The 17336-nt window shown below is 51.9% G+C and carries 20 protein-coding genes; 11 read left to right on the forward strand and 9 right to left on the reverse strand.

Going from position 1 to position 17336, the window contains the following annotated elements:
• Positions 1-12: 12 nt before the first annotated feature.
• From AFK62_RS09575 to AFK62_RS09585, 5 genes are all read left to right on the forward strand, one after another.
• On the forward strand, positions 13-381 hold the full coding sequence (locus AFK62_RS09575) for a hypothetical protein (protein ID WP_007672988.1): 369 nt from the start codon (positions 13-15) through the stop codon (positions 379-381).
• Between the two features lie 98 nt (positions 382-479).
• The gene (locus AFK62_RS09580) at positions 480-1136 is read left to right on the forward strand and encodes a hypothetical protein (RefSeq protein WP_032984427.1); all 657 of its coding nucleotides are present in this window, start codon (positions 480-482) and stop codon (positions 1134-1136) included.
• A 125-nt stretch (positions 1137-1261) separates the two neighbouring features.
• On the forward strand, positions 1262-1588 hold the full coding sequence (locus tag AFK62_RS23075) for a pentapeptide repeat-containing protein (protein WP_071884308.1): 327 nt from the start codon (positions 1262-1264) through the stop codon (positions 1586-1588).
• Positions 1479-1886 carry a pentapeptide repeat-containing protein gene (locus tag AFK62_RS22155; protein ID WP_129232573.1) on the forward strand — a complete coding sequence of 136 codons (408 nt, stop codon included), beginning with the start codon at positions 1479-1481 and terminating at the stop codon, positions 1884-1886. The genes AFK62_RS23075 and AFK62_RS22155 overlap by 110 nt, the downstream gene beginning before the upstream one ends.
• A 121-nt stretch (positions 1887-2007) precedes the next feature.
• On the forward strand, positions 2008-2856 hold the full coding sequence (locus tag AFK62_RS09585) for a hypothetical protein (protein ID WP_235509470.1): 849 nt from the start codon (positions 2008-2010) through the stop codon (positions 2854-2856).
• A 124-nt stretch (positions 2857-2980) separates the two neighbouring features.
• Here AFK62_RS09585 and uvsE read toward each other — a convergent pair whose 3' ends face one another.
• Positions 2981-3955 (reverse strand): UV DNA damage repair endonuclease UvsE, encoded by a 975-nt coding sequence (gene uvsE / locus AFK62_RS09590; protein WP_007672985.1) that lies wholly within the window; start codon positions 3953-3955, stop codon positions 2981-2983.
• A 146-nt stretch (positions 3956-4101) separates the two neighbouring features.
• On the opposite strand from uvsE, the gene AFK62_RS09595 reads away from it, so the two are divergent.
• The 6 genes from AFK62_RS09595 (at position 4102) to AFK62_RS09620 (ending at position 9470) form a co-directional block, all read left to right on the forward strand.
• A complete protein-coding gene (locus AFK62_RS09595; RefSeq protein ID WP_032984426.1) occupies positions 4102-4437 on the forward strand; it encodes a hypothetical protein in 336 nt (111 codons plus the stop codon).
• Between the two features lie 66 nt (positions 4438-4503).
• The gene (locus AFK62_RS09600; RefSeq protein WP_226991900.1) at positions 4504-5637 is read left to right on the forward strand and encodes an MFS transporter; all 1134 of its coding nucleotides are present in this window, start codon (positions 4504-4506) and stop codon (positions 5635-5637) included.
• A 227-nt stretch (positions 5638-5864) separates the two neighbouring features.
• Entirely contained in the window at positions 5865-7085 is a 1221-nt protein-coding gene (locus AFK62_RS09605) for an EAL and HDOD domain-containing protein (RefSeq protein WP_007672977.1), read from the forward strand.
• Positions 7086-7264: 179 nt separating this feature from the next.
• Positions 7265-7690, forward strand: coding sequence for a DUF2231 domain-containing protein (locus tag AFK62_RS09610; protein ID WP_007672975.1), 426 nt, complete (start codon positions 7265-7267; stop codon positions 7688-7690).
• Positions 7691-7702: 12 nt separating this feature from the next.
• The gene (locus AFK62_RS09615; protein WP_007672973.1) at positions 7703-9004 is read left to right on the forward strand and encodes a PQQ-dependent sugar dehydrogenase; all 1302 of its coding nucleotides are present in this window, start codon (positions 7703-7705) and stop codon (positions 9002-9004) included.
• 106 nt (positions 9005-9110) lie between these two features.
• Complete coding sequence (locus tag AFK62_RS09620) at positions 9111-9470, forward strand: hypothetical protein (protein ID WP_007672971.1); 360 nt, start codon at positions 9111-9113, stop codon at positions 9468-9470.
• A 69-nt stretch (positions 9471-9539) separates the two neighbouring features.
• Here AFK62_RS09620 and AFK62_RS09625 read toward each other — a convergent pair whose 3' ends face one another.
• The 8 genes from AFK62_RS09625 to opgC all read right to left on the reverse strand — a co-directional run bounded on the left by AFK62_RS09625 (position 9540) and on the right by opgC (position 17175).
• Complete coding sequence (locus AFK62_RS09625; RefSeq protein ID WP_007672969.1) at positions 9540-10103, reverse strand: NlpC/P60 family protein; 564 nt, start codon at positions 10101-10103, stop codon at positions 9540-9542.
• Positions 10104-11484: 1381 nt separating this feature from the next.
• Positions 11485-12267, reverse strand: coding sequence for a hypothetical protein (locus tag AFK62_RS09630; protein ID WP_050555021.1), 783 nt, complete (start codon positions 12265-12267; stop codon positions 11485-11487).
• Positions 12268-12397: 130 nt separating this feature from the next.
• On the reverse strand, positions 12398-12934 hold the full coding sequence (locus tag AFK62_RS09635) for a GrpB family protein (protein ID WP_050555020.1): 537 nt from the start codon (positions 12932-12934) through the stop codon (positions 12398-12400).
• A gap of 82 nt (positions 12935-13016) precedes the next feature.
• A complete protein-coding gene (locus tag AFK62_RS09640; protein ID WP_007672954.1) occupies positions 13017-13460 on the reverse strand; it encodes an ATP-binding protein in 444 nt (147 codons plus the stop codon).
• A 4-nt stretch (positions 13461-13464) separates the two neighbouring features.
• A complete protein-coding gene (locus AFK62_RS09645) occupies positions 13465-13806 on the reverse strand; it encodes an STAS domain-containing protein (protein WP_007672951.1) in 342 nt (113 codons plus the stop codon).
• Complete coding sequence (locus tag AFK62_RS09650) at positions 13796-15016, reverse strand: PP2C family protein-serine/threonine phosphatase (protein ID WP_053531869.1); 1221 nt, start codon at positions 15014-15016, stop codon at positions 13796-13798. Before AFK62_RS09650 ends, AFK62_RS09645 begins: the two co-directional genes overlap by 11 nt.
• Positions 15017-15025: 9 nt before the next feature.
• Positions 15026-15940: a hypothetical protein gene (locus tag AFK62_RS09655; RefSeq protein ID WP_053531870.1), complete on the reverse strand. Its 915-nt coding sequence runs from the start codon at positions 15938-15940 to the stop codon at positions 15026-15028.
• A gap of 14 nt (positions 15941-15954) precedes the next feature.
• The gene (opgC, locus tag AFK62_RS09660) at positions 15955-17175 is read right to left on the reverse strand and encodes an OpgC domain-containing protein (protein ID WP_007672943.1); all 1221 of its coding nucleotides are present in this window, start codon (positions 17173-17175) and stop codon (positions 15955-15957) included.
• Positions 17176-17336 lie beyond the last annotated feature (161 nt).

Consider the following 17336-nt stretch of genomic DNA (forward strand, 5'->3'; position numbering starts at 1 on the left):
ATGAGAAACATTATGATTATTACCGCAGATGATCTTCTTTTTCGCTCTTTTCGCGATTTGAAATATAAGGTCATTGAAGGTGAAAGCAATGTGTGGATAGAAAATGATCAAGGGGATTTTATTGAGTTAGTTCGTAATGATCAACTACTTGATTATTACGATGATGATGAAATAAAAAAAATTAGAGGGCTAATTGATGGGGAGCTGATTTTTTACATGGTTAATTTTAAAAATATAAATTTTTTAAAGAAAATATTGGCAGAAGTTGCTGGCAAAGACAATGTTGTTATTGATAATGATTTTGACCTTATAATTAGAGGTGGTGATTTTGTCGAGATTTGTAAGAAAAACCCTGATTGGGATTGGGCTGTGAATTCATGAGGAATATTCCCACCCACGGGTACGCAAAATTATCCGCCCTGCATGTTTACCCAATAATTAATCGCAAAATGTGCCGTAAAGCAATATCGAAAACTACAATGTCAAAAATCACTTATTCTCAAAACAAAAAAATCTATAATGACTGGTTGAATGCGTTATCAATATATGAAAGATATAAACGAGAAAATTTCCTTAAGCGCAACGGCCCACTTTTAACGGGGGTTTATTTTAAACCTATGTATGGCGGGGAACATTACGTCCCTGTTTTCCATACGCATTCTCTTATGACTCCGTTTCCAGTCATAAGCATTAATTGCCCGAAAGCGTTGCAAAACAGTAAAAATGTGACCGAGTCAATTAGCTTTTCGAGACATGAGAAGCAATTGGAAAAACTCGTTATAGATTTTAAAGCTCAGTGTCCTGTGGCATTTGAGGAAGAACTGAACTTTAATATGGTTATGGAGTTCTATGACGATTACATTCATAACTCCATTGAATTCCCCTTGCAGGCTATGACAGACAGTGTGTTGCTTTCTTTTTGGCGTAACGACGGTATATCATGTGAAAATAAAATTACTAAATATCGCGTAATTATAGACTCCTGGCCGGAAAATGCTCAGAAAAGGTTTGGAGGAGCAGAGCAGTGGGCGAAAGATGTTCGCCAGCTAATGAATATGGACTCGCTGAATGCTACTATTACTAGTGAATTGGCTAAATTCAGACTGGAATCATTACAGGATTACAAGATTATTTAAAAGCAGTAGTTAATGTAGGGTGGGTAAGCTTGCGCACCCACCATTGAGCTGCATTAAGTCATTTGCAAGGCGCAGAACGGCGTAGACCTGAAGTGATAAATCTCTCAATTATTTTGAGGAATAAAATGCGGGCAAAATACATCGAGAAAAACTGGGCTGCAAAAACCACCAACGAGAATGAAGTGTTTGAAGGGGAGGATTTCACTGGTGTTGATTTAAACTCACCCATCTTCAATAATGTAACGTTCCGAAACTGCCGCTTCGAAAAAACAAAGTTTTCTGGCGGGCGATTATATCATTGTCATTTTGAAAGTTGTGTTTTTATAGGCGTAGACTTACGTAATGTTACGATTGGGGCTGGCGGTGGTTTGTATAAAAATTGCACTTTTACTAAATGCGACTTTCGGAAAGGCTACTTTTATCAACCAGCGATATCTGGTTGTTTTTTTTGATGAGTGTAAGTTTAAAGGTACAGATTTTAAAGCCAGTTGCTTCGAAGATTGTAAATTTAAAGGCAAGCTTGAAGATGTTGTCTTTCATGGTAAATACGTTAGTGATTTAACGCAAAACTCTAGTGTTAACACTATGAAAAATATTGATTTTTCAATGTCGACATGGAAAAAGATTTGTTTTGATAACTGCGATCTTTCATCTTGCATACCGCCTCATGGTACAACATTCAGTGAATTACTTTGCCCCTCTCCATATCATAACGATAAAAATTATTTATGTTCAGATATTGTGGAATAACAACAGGCATAATTGGTGAAAGAAAATAGATATATAATGGCGATAAAAAATATATAACATCATGAGCATCAGTGCTATCACGTATCATTATTTGCCCGATAAAAATAATGGATATTATTGCATGGGAAATAAAACCGTCTGCCAACATTTTGCTGAGGATGGCGCAAAAATTATACCCTGGTCTAAGGCTCCAGAATTTGATGATGATGTCGTCTCTCTTCGACTGGAACTGACCGACAAAAATGTGAAATCGCTGAAGGGTAGACCTCCTAAGTGGCTGGCAGGCTTAGCTAAGCTAACGTTTCTGCAAATGCCACTTGAGTTAATGGTAAATATGGAGCCGGGAGATCTTCCCGTCGGACTTAAAAGTTTAATGTTAGTTCATTATGAAACAAGTCGTTATTACGCTCCTATTGCATGGAGGGCGCTTGCTGAATCGACTGCATTAGAAGCGTTAACTTTGCAAAATGATTTTGGATCAGAATCCTGCGCTGCTTTCACTTGCGTTAGTGACTTTCAGATGTTGAATTTATCATTCCTCTCTTACGATTCTGCAAAAAATGGGAAACTTGTAACGCTGATCGATAATAATAAACGTTTCGAATTAATTAGTATAGATTGCATCACCAAGGATGAAATTAATTCAGACACTGTAAGAAACGCCATTGGGCTAAGTTTTATCGGCGTAGATAAAACCATAGATCTACATTCACTCGAAGGTTTGAGCAACCTGGAAGCTATTTTCATTAACAGTGCAGAATGCGAAATTGATTGTAGCATTTTTGATAAAATACCGAATATTAAAGAAGTGGAAATTATTAATAGCAAGAAAATAACCAACTCCCCTGCGCTGTTAGCTAATCGAAAGGTTAATAAGCTTTTTGTTTTAGATTGCGGCAATCCGTTTAAAAAATTAAAAAAAGAAGTCGATCCTGGCGATTACGAACTTCTTGATATCGATTATTCATAACGGATTGGTAGGGTGGGTAAGCTTGCGCACCCACCATCGGGTTAACCAGGCGGGTTCGCAAGCTTACCCGCCCTACATCGCTGTACCCAAAATGGCGCACCCACCGGTATGACGCACGCAAAAATCACGCGACCTTCATCACGCCTTTCAGGAGCGCATAATCGTAGAGGCGGTCGCGGGCGATATTCTTCATTTTCACTTCGCACATGATGTCGAAATCGGTAAACGACAGCGCCCAGTCGTTCAGCGTACTGTTGAAATAATAATCGGAATGCGCGCGCAGTTTGGTTTTAGGAATGCCCAGTTGTGACTGCTCCGGGTAACCCTGTTCAGGGATAAGCCCTTCCTGAGAGATGGAATAATGCAAAACCGGGCGTACGCCGCGCCAGGAGGCTTTTATCTGCTCAATGCGCGGATCGTCCGGCGTAATAAACGCATTCTCTTTGACCCAGTGGTGATGAATATCCAGCACGACAGGGCACAGCGCCTGCGCCTGGAGCACGTCATCCAGCGAGCAGGAGATTTCGTCGTTCTCCACGGTTAACATCTTCTGCGCCTGCGGGCTTAAGCGGTTAAAGGCGTCGCGAAACCCTTCGAACCCGCGCTTACCGTTCATGTGAATATTGATTTTGAAATCCTGAAAACGCTGCCCGTAGCCCATCATCACCGCACAGGTAGCATGATATTCCACATCCTCGATGGCGCGGTCGACCACATCAGGGTTATCTGACGCTAAGACGGAATACTGGCCGGGATGAAAGGAGAGGCGAATATCCTGTTCCCGCGCATATTCCCCGCAGCGGGTAAACTGCGGCGCGAGATCGGCTAAAAACTCCTGATAGACCGGGCCTGCCTCGGGCACGGTAAAGAGCGGTAAGAGATCGCTGCCGATACGCATCATGCGCAACGCAGGCGGTAACGGCGCGAGCTGCTCAAACGTTGAATAGAGGTTTCTGAGATTGGTCTCAGAGAGCTGATATAACAGCGTCAGCCGTTGCTCATGGCTGAGGCTTAAAAAACGGGTGCGGGTCGTCGATTTAAACGGAAACTCCTGCTTAAGCCCTGAATCTAAAAACTTACACGCGAAACCTAATTTCATGCACCCTCCGGTTATCTCTGGTTTTAGTGTAGCAGCAGAAAACCGGCCGCCGCCTTACCCGTAGAACCGGGGTTTAAGGAAGGGCGTTATACTGTTTGTTTGCCGCGGCGCTGCCGCGCTACTCACGGACTTATCAGAAACGACTTATGAAATTGCTTTCCACGCGCATTATCCTTCCCGTTATCGCCTGCGCGGCGCTGGCGTACTGGTGGCTGACGCCGCATTACAATAAAGAAGACAAAGGCTATTACGCCTCCGTGTTTTGTACTATCCAGGCGCAGGGGGGCGATGACTGGGCCGCGAGCATGGAAAATGTCGTCGAAGGCAGCAACAATGACTACGCCCTGCAAAAACAACACTATTCCTCTGAGCTCGGCCGCGAAGTCATCCGCACGTGGAAAGGGCTTGATGAAACCCAACGCAATGCGCTTACCGCCAATCCGCAGACTTGCGGCGAAGCGCTTGCCCGCCTGATGCGCTAAGCGCGCTACCGGAGATCGCATTGGCGGCTACACTCAGTGATTAACATCACTACTGTGAGGTCGCTTTTGTTCCGATACACATTCCTTGCCCTGAGTGGGTTTTCACTGATTGCCGCCGCCTATGGGCTGGCGCGCTTCTCGTGGGGACTGCTACTCCCGGCGGTCATTCGGGACATCCCGATGTCCTCCACGCTTATTGGCGCGCTTTCAGCGGCGTCGTTCGCCGCCTATGGCGTGGCAAGCGTGGTGGCATCGCTCTGCACCGCCCGCACCGGGCCAAAGCTACCCGCGTTACTGGCCGGTCTCTTCGCTATCACCGGGCTTATCATCCTGGCAAAGGCGTCAGGCCCGCTCTGGCTGCTGGTCGGGGTCGTCTTTGGCGGCGTCAGTTCCGGTCTGGTATCTCCCCCGATGGCCGAGGCGGTGAACCGCAATGTTGCGCAAGCGCAGCGACCCGGCATCAACACCGTGATTAATGCCGGAACCGGCGGTGGGATCATCTTTTCTGCCCTGGCGGTGTTGCTGATGCCAGGCCAGTGGCGCGAGATTTGGCTGATTTTTGCCGCGGTTGCCGTCGTTCCGACGTTAATGGCCTTGCGCGCCATGCCGGCGGGGGCGAGCGGTGCGCGGGTGTCGATAAAAAACCAGCTGGCCGCCATCCGACGGCCAGCGTTGCGCCCGCCCCTTATTGTCGCGCTGTTAAGCGGCGTGGTCAGCGCGGCGTACTGGTCTTTCGGACCGTTGATGTTTCAGTCGCTGGCGGGCATGAATGAACATGGCGTCACGTTGATGTGGCTTGTGACCGGTATTGCTGGCTGTTTTGGCGTGTTCACTGGCGTATTGACCGGCCGGGTGGGCATTAATGCTGCGCACCGGGTAATGCAACTCCTGACGCTCGCCGCGTTAGGATTACTGGCGCTCTCCTCGGGGCATCCGTGGCTGTGCTGGGGTGTGGCGGCGCTGTATGGGTTTGCGTATATCACGCTCTCAGGGGTGTTGCTCGTCAGTGGGGTGAGTGCCGCAGCGGAGTTTCCGGCAGCCGGGCTCGGCGCGGTGTTTTTGCTGCTGGCGATTGGCCAGATGCTGGGGTCGGCTATCTTTGGCATGCTGCTTGATGCCACAGGCGGCCTCGTGGCTCTCGGCTGCTTTGGCGCTTTGCCGGTGCTCACACTCTGTTTACCGGCTGAAGGTAAAACCTAAGCTTACCGAGATATATGCTCAAGAAAGCATAGTGTAAGCCGATAAAAGTCTTATAAAGCCGCGCTTTTCCGGCGCGTCAGGCGGGAGAAAATACCTCGGGAGCTTCCGCCTTGCTTTGAGGTCTGCCGGCAGCATGCCGGAGGGGTTTAGTCAGGAACGTTTTAGTGCCGGTCGAACAAGCAGCGAAACGCTGTAATGGACGCCGAAAAACGAAACCGGAGGTTTAAATGTATTCCTTCATAGCGCGACAGCCTATCTTTGATGCGTCGCTGAACACGGTGGCCTATGAGTTACTTTACCGGGACGGGCTGACGAACGCCTTCCCGCAAGTCACCGCCGAGTTCGCCACAAGCCAGCTGCTCGCCGATCATTTTCTGGTGACGCCATTACAGCGTCTGTCAGGGAAACATACGTCATTTATCAATTTCCCTTATGAAATGATCGTCAACGGGCTTGCGCAGTCGCTGCCGCGTCAGAACGTCGTGATTGAAATTCTTGAAGACAGTGTGCCGGATAACGCGCTGTTTACGACCGTGCGCGATATGTACGAACAGGGGTATTGCTTCGCGCTGGATGATTTTACGCTGGACAGCGAATGGAGCCGTTTTCTGCCGTATATCAGCGTTATCAAATTTGATATTCAGTCCACAAGTGTTGCGCAGATTAAGGCGTTTTTGCACGCGCACCCTAATCTGCGCTGCAAACTGCTGGCTGAAAAAGTGGAGCACCGCGAAGAGCTTATTCAGTATCAGCAGCTCGGTTTTCACCTCTTCCAGGGCTATTTCTACAGCAAGCCGGAACTCATTAAGACCAAAAAGCTTCCTGAACAAAAAGTCTTTATTCTTGATCTGATCCGCGAGGTGAATGCAGCGCGGCCAGACATTGCCAGGATCGAGAAACTGATCAGTCGTGATGTCGCCATCACGTATAAACTGATGCGCTATGTGAATAACATTAAGTATCAGCATAACTACCACGCTAATGCTGAATCGCTGCCGTTTCGCAGCATTTTTGCGTTTCTGGGCCTCTATGAGCTCAAACGGTTCGTGACAATCCTTGCGGTCACGCATATCAGCGATCCGACCGTAAGTGAGCTTTACAACGTAAGCCTGGTCTATGGGCGCTTCTGCGAACTGGCGGCGCACCGTATTGGCAGCGGGGTGAGTGAAGACGATGCGTTTATCGCCGGTCTTTTCTCGCGCCTCGACGCCATTCTGGATATTCCCATGGATGCGCTGCTTGAGCAGATCTACGTCTCTAAAGAGGTCAAAAAAGCATTGATTAACCGTGAGGGCGTGCCAGGTACACTGGTTCGACTGTGTGAAGCCTTCGAGCGCGCCGAATGGCCGCAAGTGGTCGAGGTTGCCAAAGAACTGAACCTCACCGAGCGGGATATCATTGATATGACGCATGAAGCAGTGAAGTGGGGCGATAATATTATGCAATAGTTTTTGCCCGTCGCTGCCCGTCTGACGGCGGTTTCACGCCGTCGGCGCGCCAGAAAGCTAAAACGTTGTTCCGATTCTCCCGTCATTCCCGTTCATCTTGACTACGCTTTTACAGGCACGCCGACGCGCGGCGCCTGGGCGCTGCCGTCGCTGGTTTTGGATGACTTCAGGAGACGGACATGCATCCTCACACAACCTCACGATCCCCGGCCGCCGCCGTGGCGCTTTATGAACTGCTCAATCCCATTCCCTTAGGCTTCTTTGTGGCCGCCTGGATTTTCGACATCATCTACATGAAAAGCTTTGTGCTGATGTGGACGCATGCCGCCAGCTGGCTCATCGCTTTCGGTCTGGTCATCGCCATTATTCCGCGCCTTATTAGCCTTGGGCAGATCTGGCCGGGGCGTCGCCATCTGCACGGCCCGGCGCAGCGGCTACATTTCTGGCTGAACCTGGTGGCCATTGTGCTGGCTATCATTAACGCCTTTATTCACAGTCGGGATGCTTACGCCGTAGTGCCGGCGGGCGTCATTCTCTCAACGCTGGTTGTGGTGCTGATGCTGCTCGCCAACGTTCAACTCGCGTTACGCCAACGCACTGCTTAAGGAGAAGCCCGCATGAAAAACATTCATCGTCTTGCGCTTGCCGTCTCGCTGGGGGTTCTGCTCAGCGGCTGTGATAACAGCGCCACGCTCGATCCGCAAAAACAGGTCGGGCCGAACCCGGAGCTGCCGGAAGCGAAAAACTTCCTGCTGCCACCTATGGAGGTGCCGGAAGGCGTCGCCTGGAAAGAGGGCGAAAAGCCGAAAGTCGCGCAGGGGCTGAAGATTGAGAAAATCGCGGACGGGCTGATGCATCCGCGTCAGGTCTATGTGCTGCCGAATAACGATATTCTTATCGCGGAGTCTAACGGTACGCCAAAACCCACCACGCGCCCTAAGCAGCTCATTATGGGGATTGTCCAGAAGTCGTCTGGTAAAGGTGGGCCAGGCGGCAATCGCATCACGCTTTTGCGTAACGTCAACGGCAAGTGGGAAAAGCATAACTTTATTGAAAACCTCAACGCGCCGTTCGGTATTCAGCTCACCGGCAATACGCTATGGGTGGCGAACGCCGACAGCCTGGTGAAATTCCCGTATCAGGAAGGGCAGACGGAAATCCGCACGCCGGGTGAAGAGGTGACTGAACTGCCGGGTGGGCCGATTAACCACCACTGGACCAAAGCGCTGCTGGCAAGCCCGGACGGTAGCAAACTCTATGTGGGCGTAGGCTCAAACAGTAATGTCACCGAAAACGGCATCGGGGCGGAATACCGTCGCGCCGCCGTGCTGGAAGTGGACGCCGCGACCGGCGCCAGCCGTATCTATGCAAGCGGTCTGCGTAACCCGACTGGCTTACAGTGGGAGCCGCAGAGCGGCAAACTGTGGGCGATTGTGAACGAGCGTGATGAAATCGGCTCCGATCTGGTGCCAGATTATATGACCTCGGTGCAGGAGAAAGGCTTCTACGGCTGGCCATACAGCTATTTCGGCCAGCATGTGGACGCGCGCGCAAAACCGCCTCGCCCGGATCTCGTTGAGAAGGCCATCAAACCGGACTACGCGCTCGGCTCGCACGTCGCGCCGCTCGGCCTGCATTTCTACACCGGCGATAACATGCCGCAGTATCGCGGCGGCGCGTTTGTGAGCGAGCACGGCAGCTGGAACCGCTCGCCGCTCAATGGCTATCAGGTCGTGTGGGTTAAATTCGAAAACGGCAAGCCGGTCGGCCAGCCGCAGCCCGTCGTGACCGGGTTTCTGACCGAAGATCAGAAGCAGGTGCGCGGGCTGCCCGTCGGTGTCGCGCAGGATAACGACGGCGCGCTGCTGATTGCCGATGATGCCGGTGATGCCATCTGGCGCGTCAGCGCAGCGCAGTAACTCACAGGCCGCCGCGTGCGGCCTGTTCCTTTCAAAGAGGGCGCCAGGCCGCCTGCTATACTTTTTATTCTTTCAACCAGCGAAGCTGAATAACAAGGAGTTAACGATGCCGGAACCAACCAACCGCGACGGGATGCCGTATTTTCTGTTTCTGTGCGAGGGGCGCGTCCTGTCGCAAAACATTGACGGCCAGATTGTCGACCTCGGCGAAGCCACGGAAGAGCGCGGCGCTTTCACCTGGCGGCTTGATGGCAATGAGGAGCAGGGCGAAGGGCTTTCGAGCGCCGCGGCGGTGCTTGACGATATCGCCGGACACCTGACTTTTCTGTTTCTTGATGGCCAGTTCACCAGTCTGCCAGACGTCTCTGATGAGTATGCAGGCAAACTGGAAAACGCACCCGCCAAAGAAATCATGCTCAATGAACTGAGCGATAAAGGTGGCGACGATAACCCGCCAGCGGTGTAAGCGCAGGCGTCATCGCCGCACTGCGTGATATACACGGATGCGCGGCGGTGATGCCTTCACGCCGGGAGATTAACGGCTTGCCAGATCGGGCGGCTGACGATGATTCATTGTAATAACGGAGCTGATATTATCCGGCAGACGGCGCGCCTCTAAATAGACGGTTTTCCAGTACGGATTATCTAAAGAGGAGCGGGTGACGCCTTTGCTGGTTGACGCGTGAATAAATTTTCCGTCTGAATCATAAAAGCCAACATGCAGCGCGCCTTTAATACGGAAGAAGACTAAATCGCCGGGACGGAGCTTATTTTTATCAACGTTTTTACCCATCTGGATTAATTCATGCGTGGTCACGCGCGCCATCGGTAAATTAAATCTGTCACGCAACGTGCGCCAGACAAAACCGGAGCAGTCAATGCCGTCAATCTCGGTTCCGCCCCAGGCATACGGCGCGTTGTGCCAGGTGTTCATCTGGTCATGAAGGGCGGCGATAACCGGGATGAGATCGGGCCGATGGCTGGATGAACTGGCGTGTGGCAGTGGTGCGATAGGTTTTGGTTTCGGCGCGTTATTAGCACATCCTGTCAGGTAAAGGCAGACTAAAAGGGCAAAAAAAGGTTTAGCGCGGAAATCCATATCGACTCACTGACAGCAGGTTTGACATATTCGGAGCCGGAATTTTTACTAAAAATGCCTTTCATCGCCAGCCCTTTTTCATGCTTTACAATTACTGACATTGTGGGGAAATATTATTCCGTAAAAATCGCTTTTTGACGAAGATATTCATGTTCAGAAACAACTTAAATAAAGATGGGGCTTTACAATACGCGGGCAATTAGTGCGAATAATAAATTAACGCTATGTGATCACGCCTGTCAATTATCACCTTGCGTTCAGTAAATTATAACCTTGATGAACAATAGGGTTATTGGTCTGTCACGGTTGACCCGGACACCGCGCTATTATGACAACACGTTTCCAGCAGGCGCGCTTACGCTGCGAAAGTTCGCTTATCTGTGCGTCGATATCTTTGAGGCGGTAATACTGACTGGCTCGCCGGGCAAAACGCCGCACCATCGCAGTTACAGTGCTTTTGGCTTTACGTGGTCGCGAACTTTCCGACAAGCCTGACGGTCCGCCGCGTTGCGTGAGGGCAGGCGATGGCCCGCCTGTCTGACAATTCATCTCAATGGTGAACGCGCGTTTTTTCCATGGTGTTTTTATCAGGAGCCTGAGCGCAAGACGTTTGAACGTCTGCTGGCGAGGCGGCGTTGGCATCCAGGACTATGCAGCGTATCGTTCCAAAGATTCAGGTACCGGCACAACAACGCACGTCCGTTGCTCATTATTTACGGCAGGCACGATGCGCGGGTAAACCCGACGGCGTCACTGCAAAGATTTAGCCCGCGTATACCGTCAGCATTTATGCCAGTTACGCTCATGCGCCATTTATGGAAGAAGCCGCGCGTTTCAACATAAGTTTGTGCAGGCGACAGCGCGATTAGCGTCTAAAAACCGCTGAACTGCGTCAACAAAACGGTGCGCTACGTGAATTCTGAGAAAAGTCGTGAGGCTGAGCCAGGCAGATTTCGCGTAGCGCACCGGCAAATTCCTGCGGCATGCTGAAATCTGCACATCAACAACTGTAGGGCAGAGGCGTGGCGTAGAAGATGGAGAAGCTCAAAACGACGCAGTTCGGATATAAAATGCAATTTAACATAATATACATTATGCGCACCAATGGAGCTGTTGAGGAAATTTACCTTTCAGTACGGCCAATGCCCGCGATCAACGATTCCACCTGCAGCCAGCCCTTGCTGACGCCATGGCATTCTCAGGGTGAATCTGGCGCACGTGAAAGTTTATCAGCGGGATTGCGCAAAGCCCGTGGCGGATAACATGTTGCGTTTCAACACGCCTTCGCTCAACCCTGAACGTTGCAAAGACATCCTCCATCGGCGTTGTTAGTGCCACATCTTTTCCAGCACGAGATCGGCATCGGGATGTTCAGCCATGCTCAGTTTTCTTGTGTGCTGGCACTGGCCTTGTCTGGTGCGTGTAACGCTTGCTGAAACGGGTATTCAACCCTGACAATGGTTTTCTTCTCCGTCGCCTTTTTATCTTTAAAGGCAGGCCAGCTATATGACGTGGTAATGAATCGCCATGAGTAAAACGCTTTTGCGGTATCGGTAATTTTAAGGCGCAGAACGCTCCAGCTTTCATCATGACAATGTGCGCTTTTTGCGTAATCCGCTTCCGTAAAACATGCACGAATTATGGCGGCCGATGAAAAAGGCACATTTTTAAATGCCGGTTGATAGGAACCATCGCGGTTTAGCATCATAAAATCGGCGATTTCTTCTGAACGACCACCGCCAGAATAGCCAGCAGACCATCTGGATACTATGGCAACCGCCCATTTGGTTTTGCTCAAAGGATAAAGCGCCGGATAGATATAATTTTCGTCTTGCGTTAAATCTTCATCGGGTGTGTGCTCTGTTTTATATCCTGAAAAATCCCACATGGCGACTTTCGTCAATGTGTCGCCCTCACGCTGGACTTCCATTAATCGTGTGCCCGGAAGGATTAAATAAAAACTGTCATCGCTGTTTTTTGCTTTCCAGATAGCCGCGCTGCCCTTACAGGTGTCTTTAAAGGCGCTACATATGCTGATGTACGGCTGACTGCCTGGTTTTATCGCGACAAGAGCAATGGGCGCAGGTGCGGATTCAGCGGGTGTAGCCGCGTTTGCAGCGCCACAAAAAGCAAGTATGACGAAAGCTAACGTACATTTTTTCATTGCCCTTCCTTTTAAAAGACTTTCCTTAAAGCCGTTATCGTTTCGGCCAGTAATGAGAAATAAAACAAGGGCTGGCCATGAGGCGAGCCCTTGCTATTTCTTTCAAGGCAAGATTTTAGCGTCGACAAACTTACTCTGCATTCGATTTTATGAGCGTTAACCCCCCTGTCCCCAACCGCTCTATTCTCTCGATAAATGCCGTTTTCTGTTCGCTATAACTATCTGACTGAAATCCGCTGTCGCGGGCCGCTGCAAATTTTATGCGTTGATATTCGTTCGCCGCATCGTCATGGCGGCGCAGATAATCGCGAAATGCCAGGTGGCGCGTAATGTGTTCGCTGCCGGTTTCGAAGGCATGGAGGTGATGCGTGCGTGCGCTATCGCCTTTAATAAAGTATCGCCTGCCGGCAATGCCGTGTTCGCCACGCGGTGTATACCCTAACGCTTGCATCCTGGCGTTACAGGCATCAAGCGCGGCAAGGCTGCTCACTTCAAGCAGCATGTCGATGACCGGTTTGGCCGCAAGCCCTGGCACCGAGGTGCTGCCAATATGGTGAACGATCCGCGCCACTGCGCCGAGTGTGGCGCGCACCCTTTGCGCTTCTTCATCAAATCGCGCGGGCCACGCGGGGTCGTAAGGTTCAAGCGTAATTTGCCGTCCCGCCATTAGCGTTCTCCTGTCTGCGTTCATCCCGCCCAGGCGTCTCAACCTGGCATTCTTTATAAGAAAATCTGGCTCAAACAGCATTTTACGTGACAACGTCACTTGATTCACCTGCCGTAAACCACTTGCAGAGTGTCAGGCGGTTTACTGTGCCTGATTGATACGTTACCTCATCAACGCAGGCCACAATCAGCATTAGCCCTCGCCCGCCTTCGCTCATCAGCGCCGTGTCGTCGACGTTCGCATTGTGACGCGCGTCATCGAGCTTACCGTCGGGGATAGACTTGCCATCATCGGTGAAGATCACCCGCGCGCAAGTGTCGTCGCGCTGGAATTCTACGGTGAAATGGCGTGTCGGCGTCTCGTTCAGCGCATGACGAATCACATTTGCTGCCGCCTCACACACCGCGAGATCGAGCGCGAAGCGCCAGCCGTCGTCTGCCGGCAGCGACGCCATAAAGTGCGCCAGCGCGTCGGCGAGCGGGCCGAGCGCGTCAAGGCGCGCCGGGAGCGTCAGGGCGGCGCTCATCCGTTTAGCCTTTTTGCAGCCGGGCCAGCGCGGCGGCGCGATCCGGGCAGAGAATAAACACCCTGTCCATGCGGGTGAGTTTGAACATATTCATAATGTTGCTGTTAAGGGAACAGAGTGCCATTTCGCCTTTGCCGTTCATCTGCTTGAACAGGGCTATCAGCGTCCCGAGGCAGCTACTGTCGATAAAATCCACGCGCGAGAAATCGATAACGAGTCCACCTGTGGTGCGGCCGATTTCGTCGCTTACGCCCTGGCGAAATGCCGCGGCGACCGAGGCGTCAAGGCGTCGCGCCACTGGCGTGATGACGCTGATGCCGTCCTGCTGTTCAGTCTCAAGATTCATCGCGCTCTCCCTCAATGCTTCGTTCGATAATTAATAGTGATACGTCGTCGGCCATCGCCACCTGATCGCCCTGCTTTTCGGCGCGCCAGCCCACCAGTTTTTCTTGTAGCGCCGGGAAGATCGCATCGAGCGGGCTGGGAACGTGACGCTGTAACCAACTCTCCAGTCGCGCCTGGCCAAACTGTTCGTGCTGTGGGTTTTCGCACTCGGTGATGCCATCGCTGTAAAGGCAGAGCCGGTCGCCCGGGCGCAAGGTGAAGGTGGCGTCTTCCCAGCTCAGGCTTGCGAGCAAGCCTACCGGCGCCCCGCCGCTGCCTATCTGAGTAATGGTGCCGTTGGGGTGTGTAATAAACGGCGTCGGGTGACCGGCCTGGCAGAGTTTCCCCTCACCTGTGTTGATATCGATGACGCCGTACACCATCGTGAAATAGCTGACAATCTCGGTGTCGTCATGACAAAACCGCTCATTCAGGATACGGATGACTTCGTGCGGCGCGGTTACGTTGTCACCATCAAATAAAAACCGCTCTACTGCCCGTCCGTGCAGGAACTGGCGCGCCACGGCAAGCGACATCATCGCCGCCCCGACGCCATGCCCCGCCACATCCACACAGTAAAAGCCCAGGTGGCTGTCGAGCGAAAACAGGTTAAAAATATCGCCGGAGACATACGCCGAAGGAACAAACAGCCAGTCGGCGAAGAAACCGTCGTATTGCATACGTCGCCCCGGTAATACCGAACGCTGAAGCTGCGCCGCCGCCTGGAGATCGCTCTCGATTTGCGTCAGCGCCTCACGCAGCCGGGCGTTGCGTGCCGCGAGCGTCGCTTCCAGCTCCAGAATGCGCTCCCCCGCATGCAGCCTTGCGCGCAGCTCGCTTTGATTCACCGGTTTACTCAGGAAGTCATCGGCACCCGCTTCAAAACCGAGCGCCAGGTCGTCCACGCTTTCCCGCGCGGTGAGCACGATAAGGTAGATATAGTGTTCCTGAAAGCGGGCGCGGATCTCCTTGCAGAGCGTCAGCCCATCCATGACGGGCATCTCCCAGTCGCTCAGCACCATATTAACGGGCTGCGTGGCCAGCACATCCAGCGCTGCCGCCCCGTTCACCGCTTCCAGCACCTCATAGCCCCATTTGCCAAGCATACTGCCGAGCAGTCGCCGGTAAACGGTTGAGTCATCAACAATTAACACCCGCTGTCTGTGCGGCATCGTGGCTCCTCAGAATGGCAAATACCAGATAAGGCTGACGGTGCCCTCGCGAAACTTACCGTTACCGCTCTTATGGCCCGGGTAGCGCGTGCCGCTGTAGTTGGCATATTGCAAAGAGAACGTGCCCGGCTTATAGCCTGCATAACCAAAACTGTAACTGTAGTCGCCGTTCCACGGCTGCTGCTGGCTACTGTCGGGGTACCAGAATGCGGTCGCACGTACAAAGTAATGCTGTTTATACGTATAGCCACAGCCGCCCAGTACAACATTTTTATTGCTTCGGATGGCGTTACTGTCCAGATCGTAATAGCGCGGCACCCAGGTATAGCCTGCCTGACAAATAATGGAATCCCCTTTGTTAATTAGCAGATGGCGCTCCAGCGGTTTGGGCAGAGAAAACTTATACGCCGCCGTAATGCCGCCTTGCTCAAAATAGGTGTGCCGCTTGTTGCCCGACGGCCAGATGTGGTTATCGCCGTAGTTGCTGTAGACCAGACTGAACGTGTTAGCGTGCCAGTCGTCATAGCCGAAGCTGTAGCGAAAATCGCTGGTATAGCGGCTTAAATCGCGCACCGGCGCGCGCATCGTGATGTTGGCAAAGAGGAAACTCCACGGCGAATATTGCAGGCTCAGATTGACGGTCTGGTTAATTTTATTGGTCTGCGATGCGGTATCGCCGCTGTTAGGGATCGTCACATACTGCTCTTTCAGCCCGCTGTTGAAACTCAGCGCGCCGGAGAAGGTGTTGTCATTGCCGGAGAACAGCCGTCCCCAGCGGCTGGTGAATACACCCGCCTGGATAGGCTCTGCCTCGGTATCTGCGCTGGCAGCCGCCTGCGCGCTGGCTTGGGTCTGTGCGGCAAAGCCCGACGGTGTCGCCAGTGCGAGTGTTGCAAGGCCGAAGTAGTGATAAACCCTCGTCATACCCGTGTCGTTCCTTAATTAGGGATCCAGCGTCCGGCGACGTCATACTTCGCCATCAGCCAGAGAATGCCCAGCGCCACGCTGTGGACCAGCGTATTGAGAAGCCAGGCCTGATGCCACAAATCGAAATGCACCACCTGGCTTACCAGCAACACCACATACACATGCAAGATAAAGGTGTAGAGCGAATGCTGGCCGAGCGGGATCAGAAACCACCCTGCCAGGCGGTAAATGGGCGTCCAGCACCAGGTCAGCAGCAGATAGACCGTTACCATCAGGCTAAAGTCGTTCAATACGCGCAGTGGTCCCAGGCCATTTTTGGCAGCCCAGGTGTGGTAGAGCGCGTTAAAATCGGCAGGCGGAATCGCATGCATCAACAAGCCTGGCGGCATAAACGGGTTGGTATGATTCTGGGCGATAAACATCATGACCAGCGCACAGATGACCATCGCCGTCACGGTCACTTTTCCGGGTCCCGTTCGGGCAAGCGACAGCAATTCCTCTTTATGCCAGCCGCAGCACATGCCGAGCACATAAATAAACTGCCAGGCCATGAGCGGGAAGGCGAATTCAAATTCGCTGGCGGTCAGTCGGTACGGCGTTAGCTGATAGAGACCATAAACCAGCGCCGAACCGGCAATCAGCCATGGGGTTTTACGATATTGCAGTAGCGCCAGATAGAGCGGGCTTAGCAGCAGCAGAAAGACGTACAGACCCAGAATCTGCGTCTGGTGCGGGCCAATCTGCAAAAACAAAATAATGTTGAACCAGGTTTCTTTAATTTGTGGCGTTGCGGGAAACAATGACCAGCTATTTCCGGAGAAACGATCGACAAAGTGCGTTATTTCAAATGTATTGATAAAGGGTATTTTCGATAACAACAATACACTCAGAATAATAATGATATTAACCAGATAGATCTTCCAGGCGCGCCGCCAGAGTGTCCAGCCTACCGTCAGTAATACCGCCTTTTGTAACCGCTGACGATTAAGCATTCCAAGCATAAAACCCGCCAGAATCACAAACCCTTCAGCGCCTGTGGTTAATCCAAAACGCTCCCAGGTAAATATATTCAATATCGACATCACTTCCGTGTGTGCGACAACCATCATGACAAGCGCAATACCGCGCATCAGGTCGATACGCAGATCGCGCCGGTCCGCCGCTACATAGCGCCAGGAGACGCGCGCGCGCGGGATATCGCGGGTTGAAGCAACGCTTGCTGAATCGCTCATCGGCACGGTTTCTTATCGGCTGGGGCCGCCCTTTCCTCGGCAGCGCAATATATTCTGAGTATTATCAGAAAAGTGTATACGGCAATAAGCGAGTGTCAGTGTTTCGCGGAAAATATATTTTCTGATCGCTTTTTTTTTAAACGAAGCGGCACAGGTCGGGC

The organism is Cronobacter condimenti 1330, from assembly GCF_001277255.1.
GTDB lineage: Bacteria > Pseudomonadota > Gammaproteobacteria > Enterobacterales > Enterobacteriaceae > Cronobacter > Cronobacter condimenti.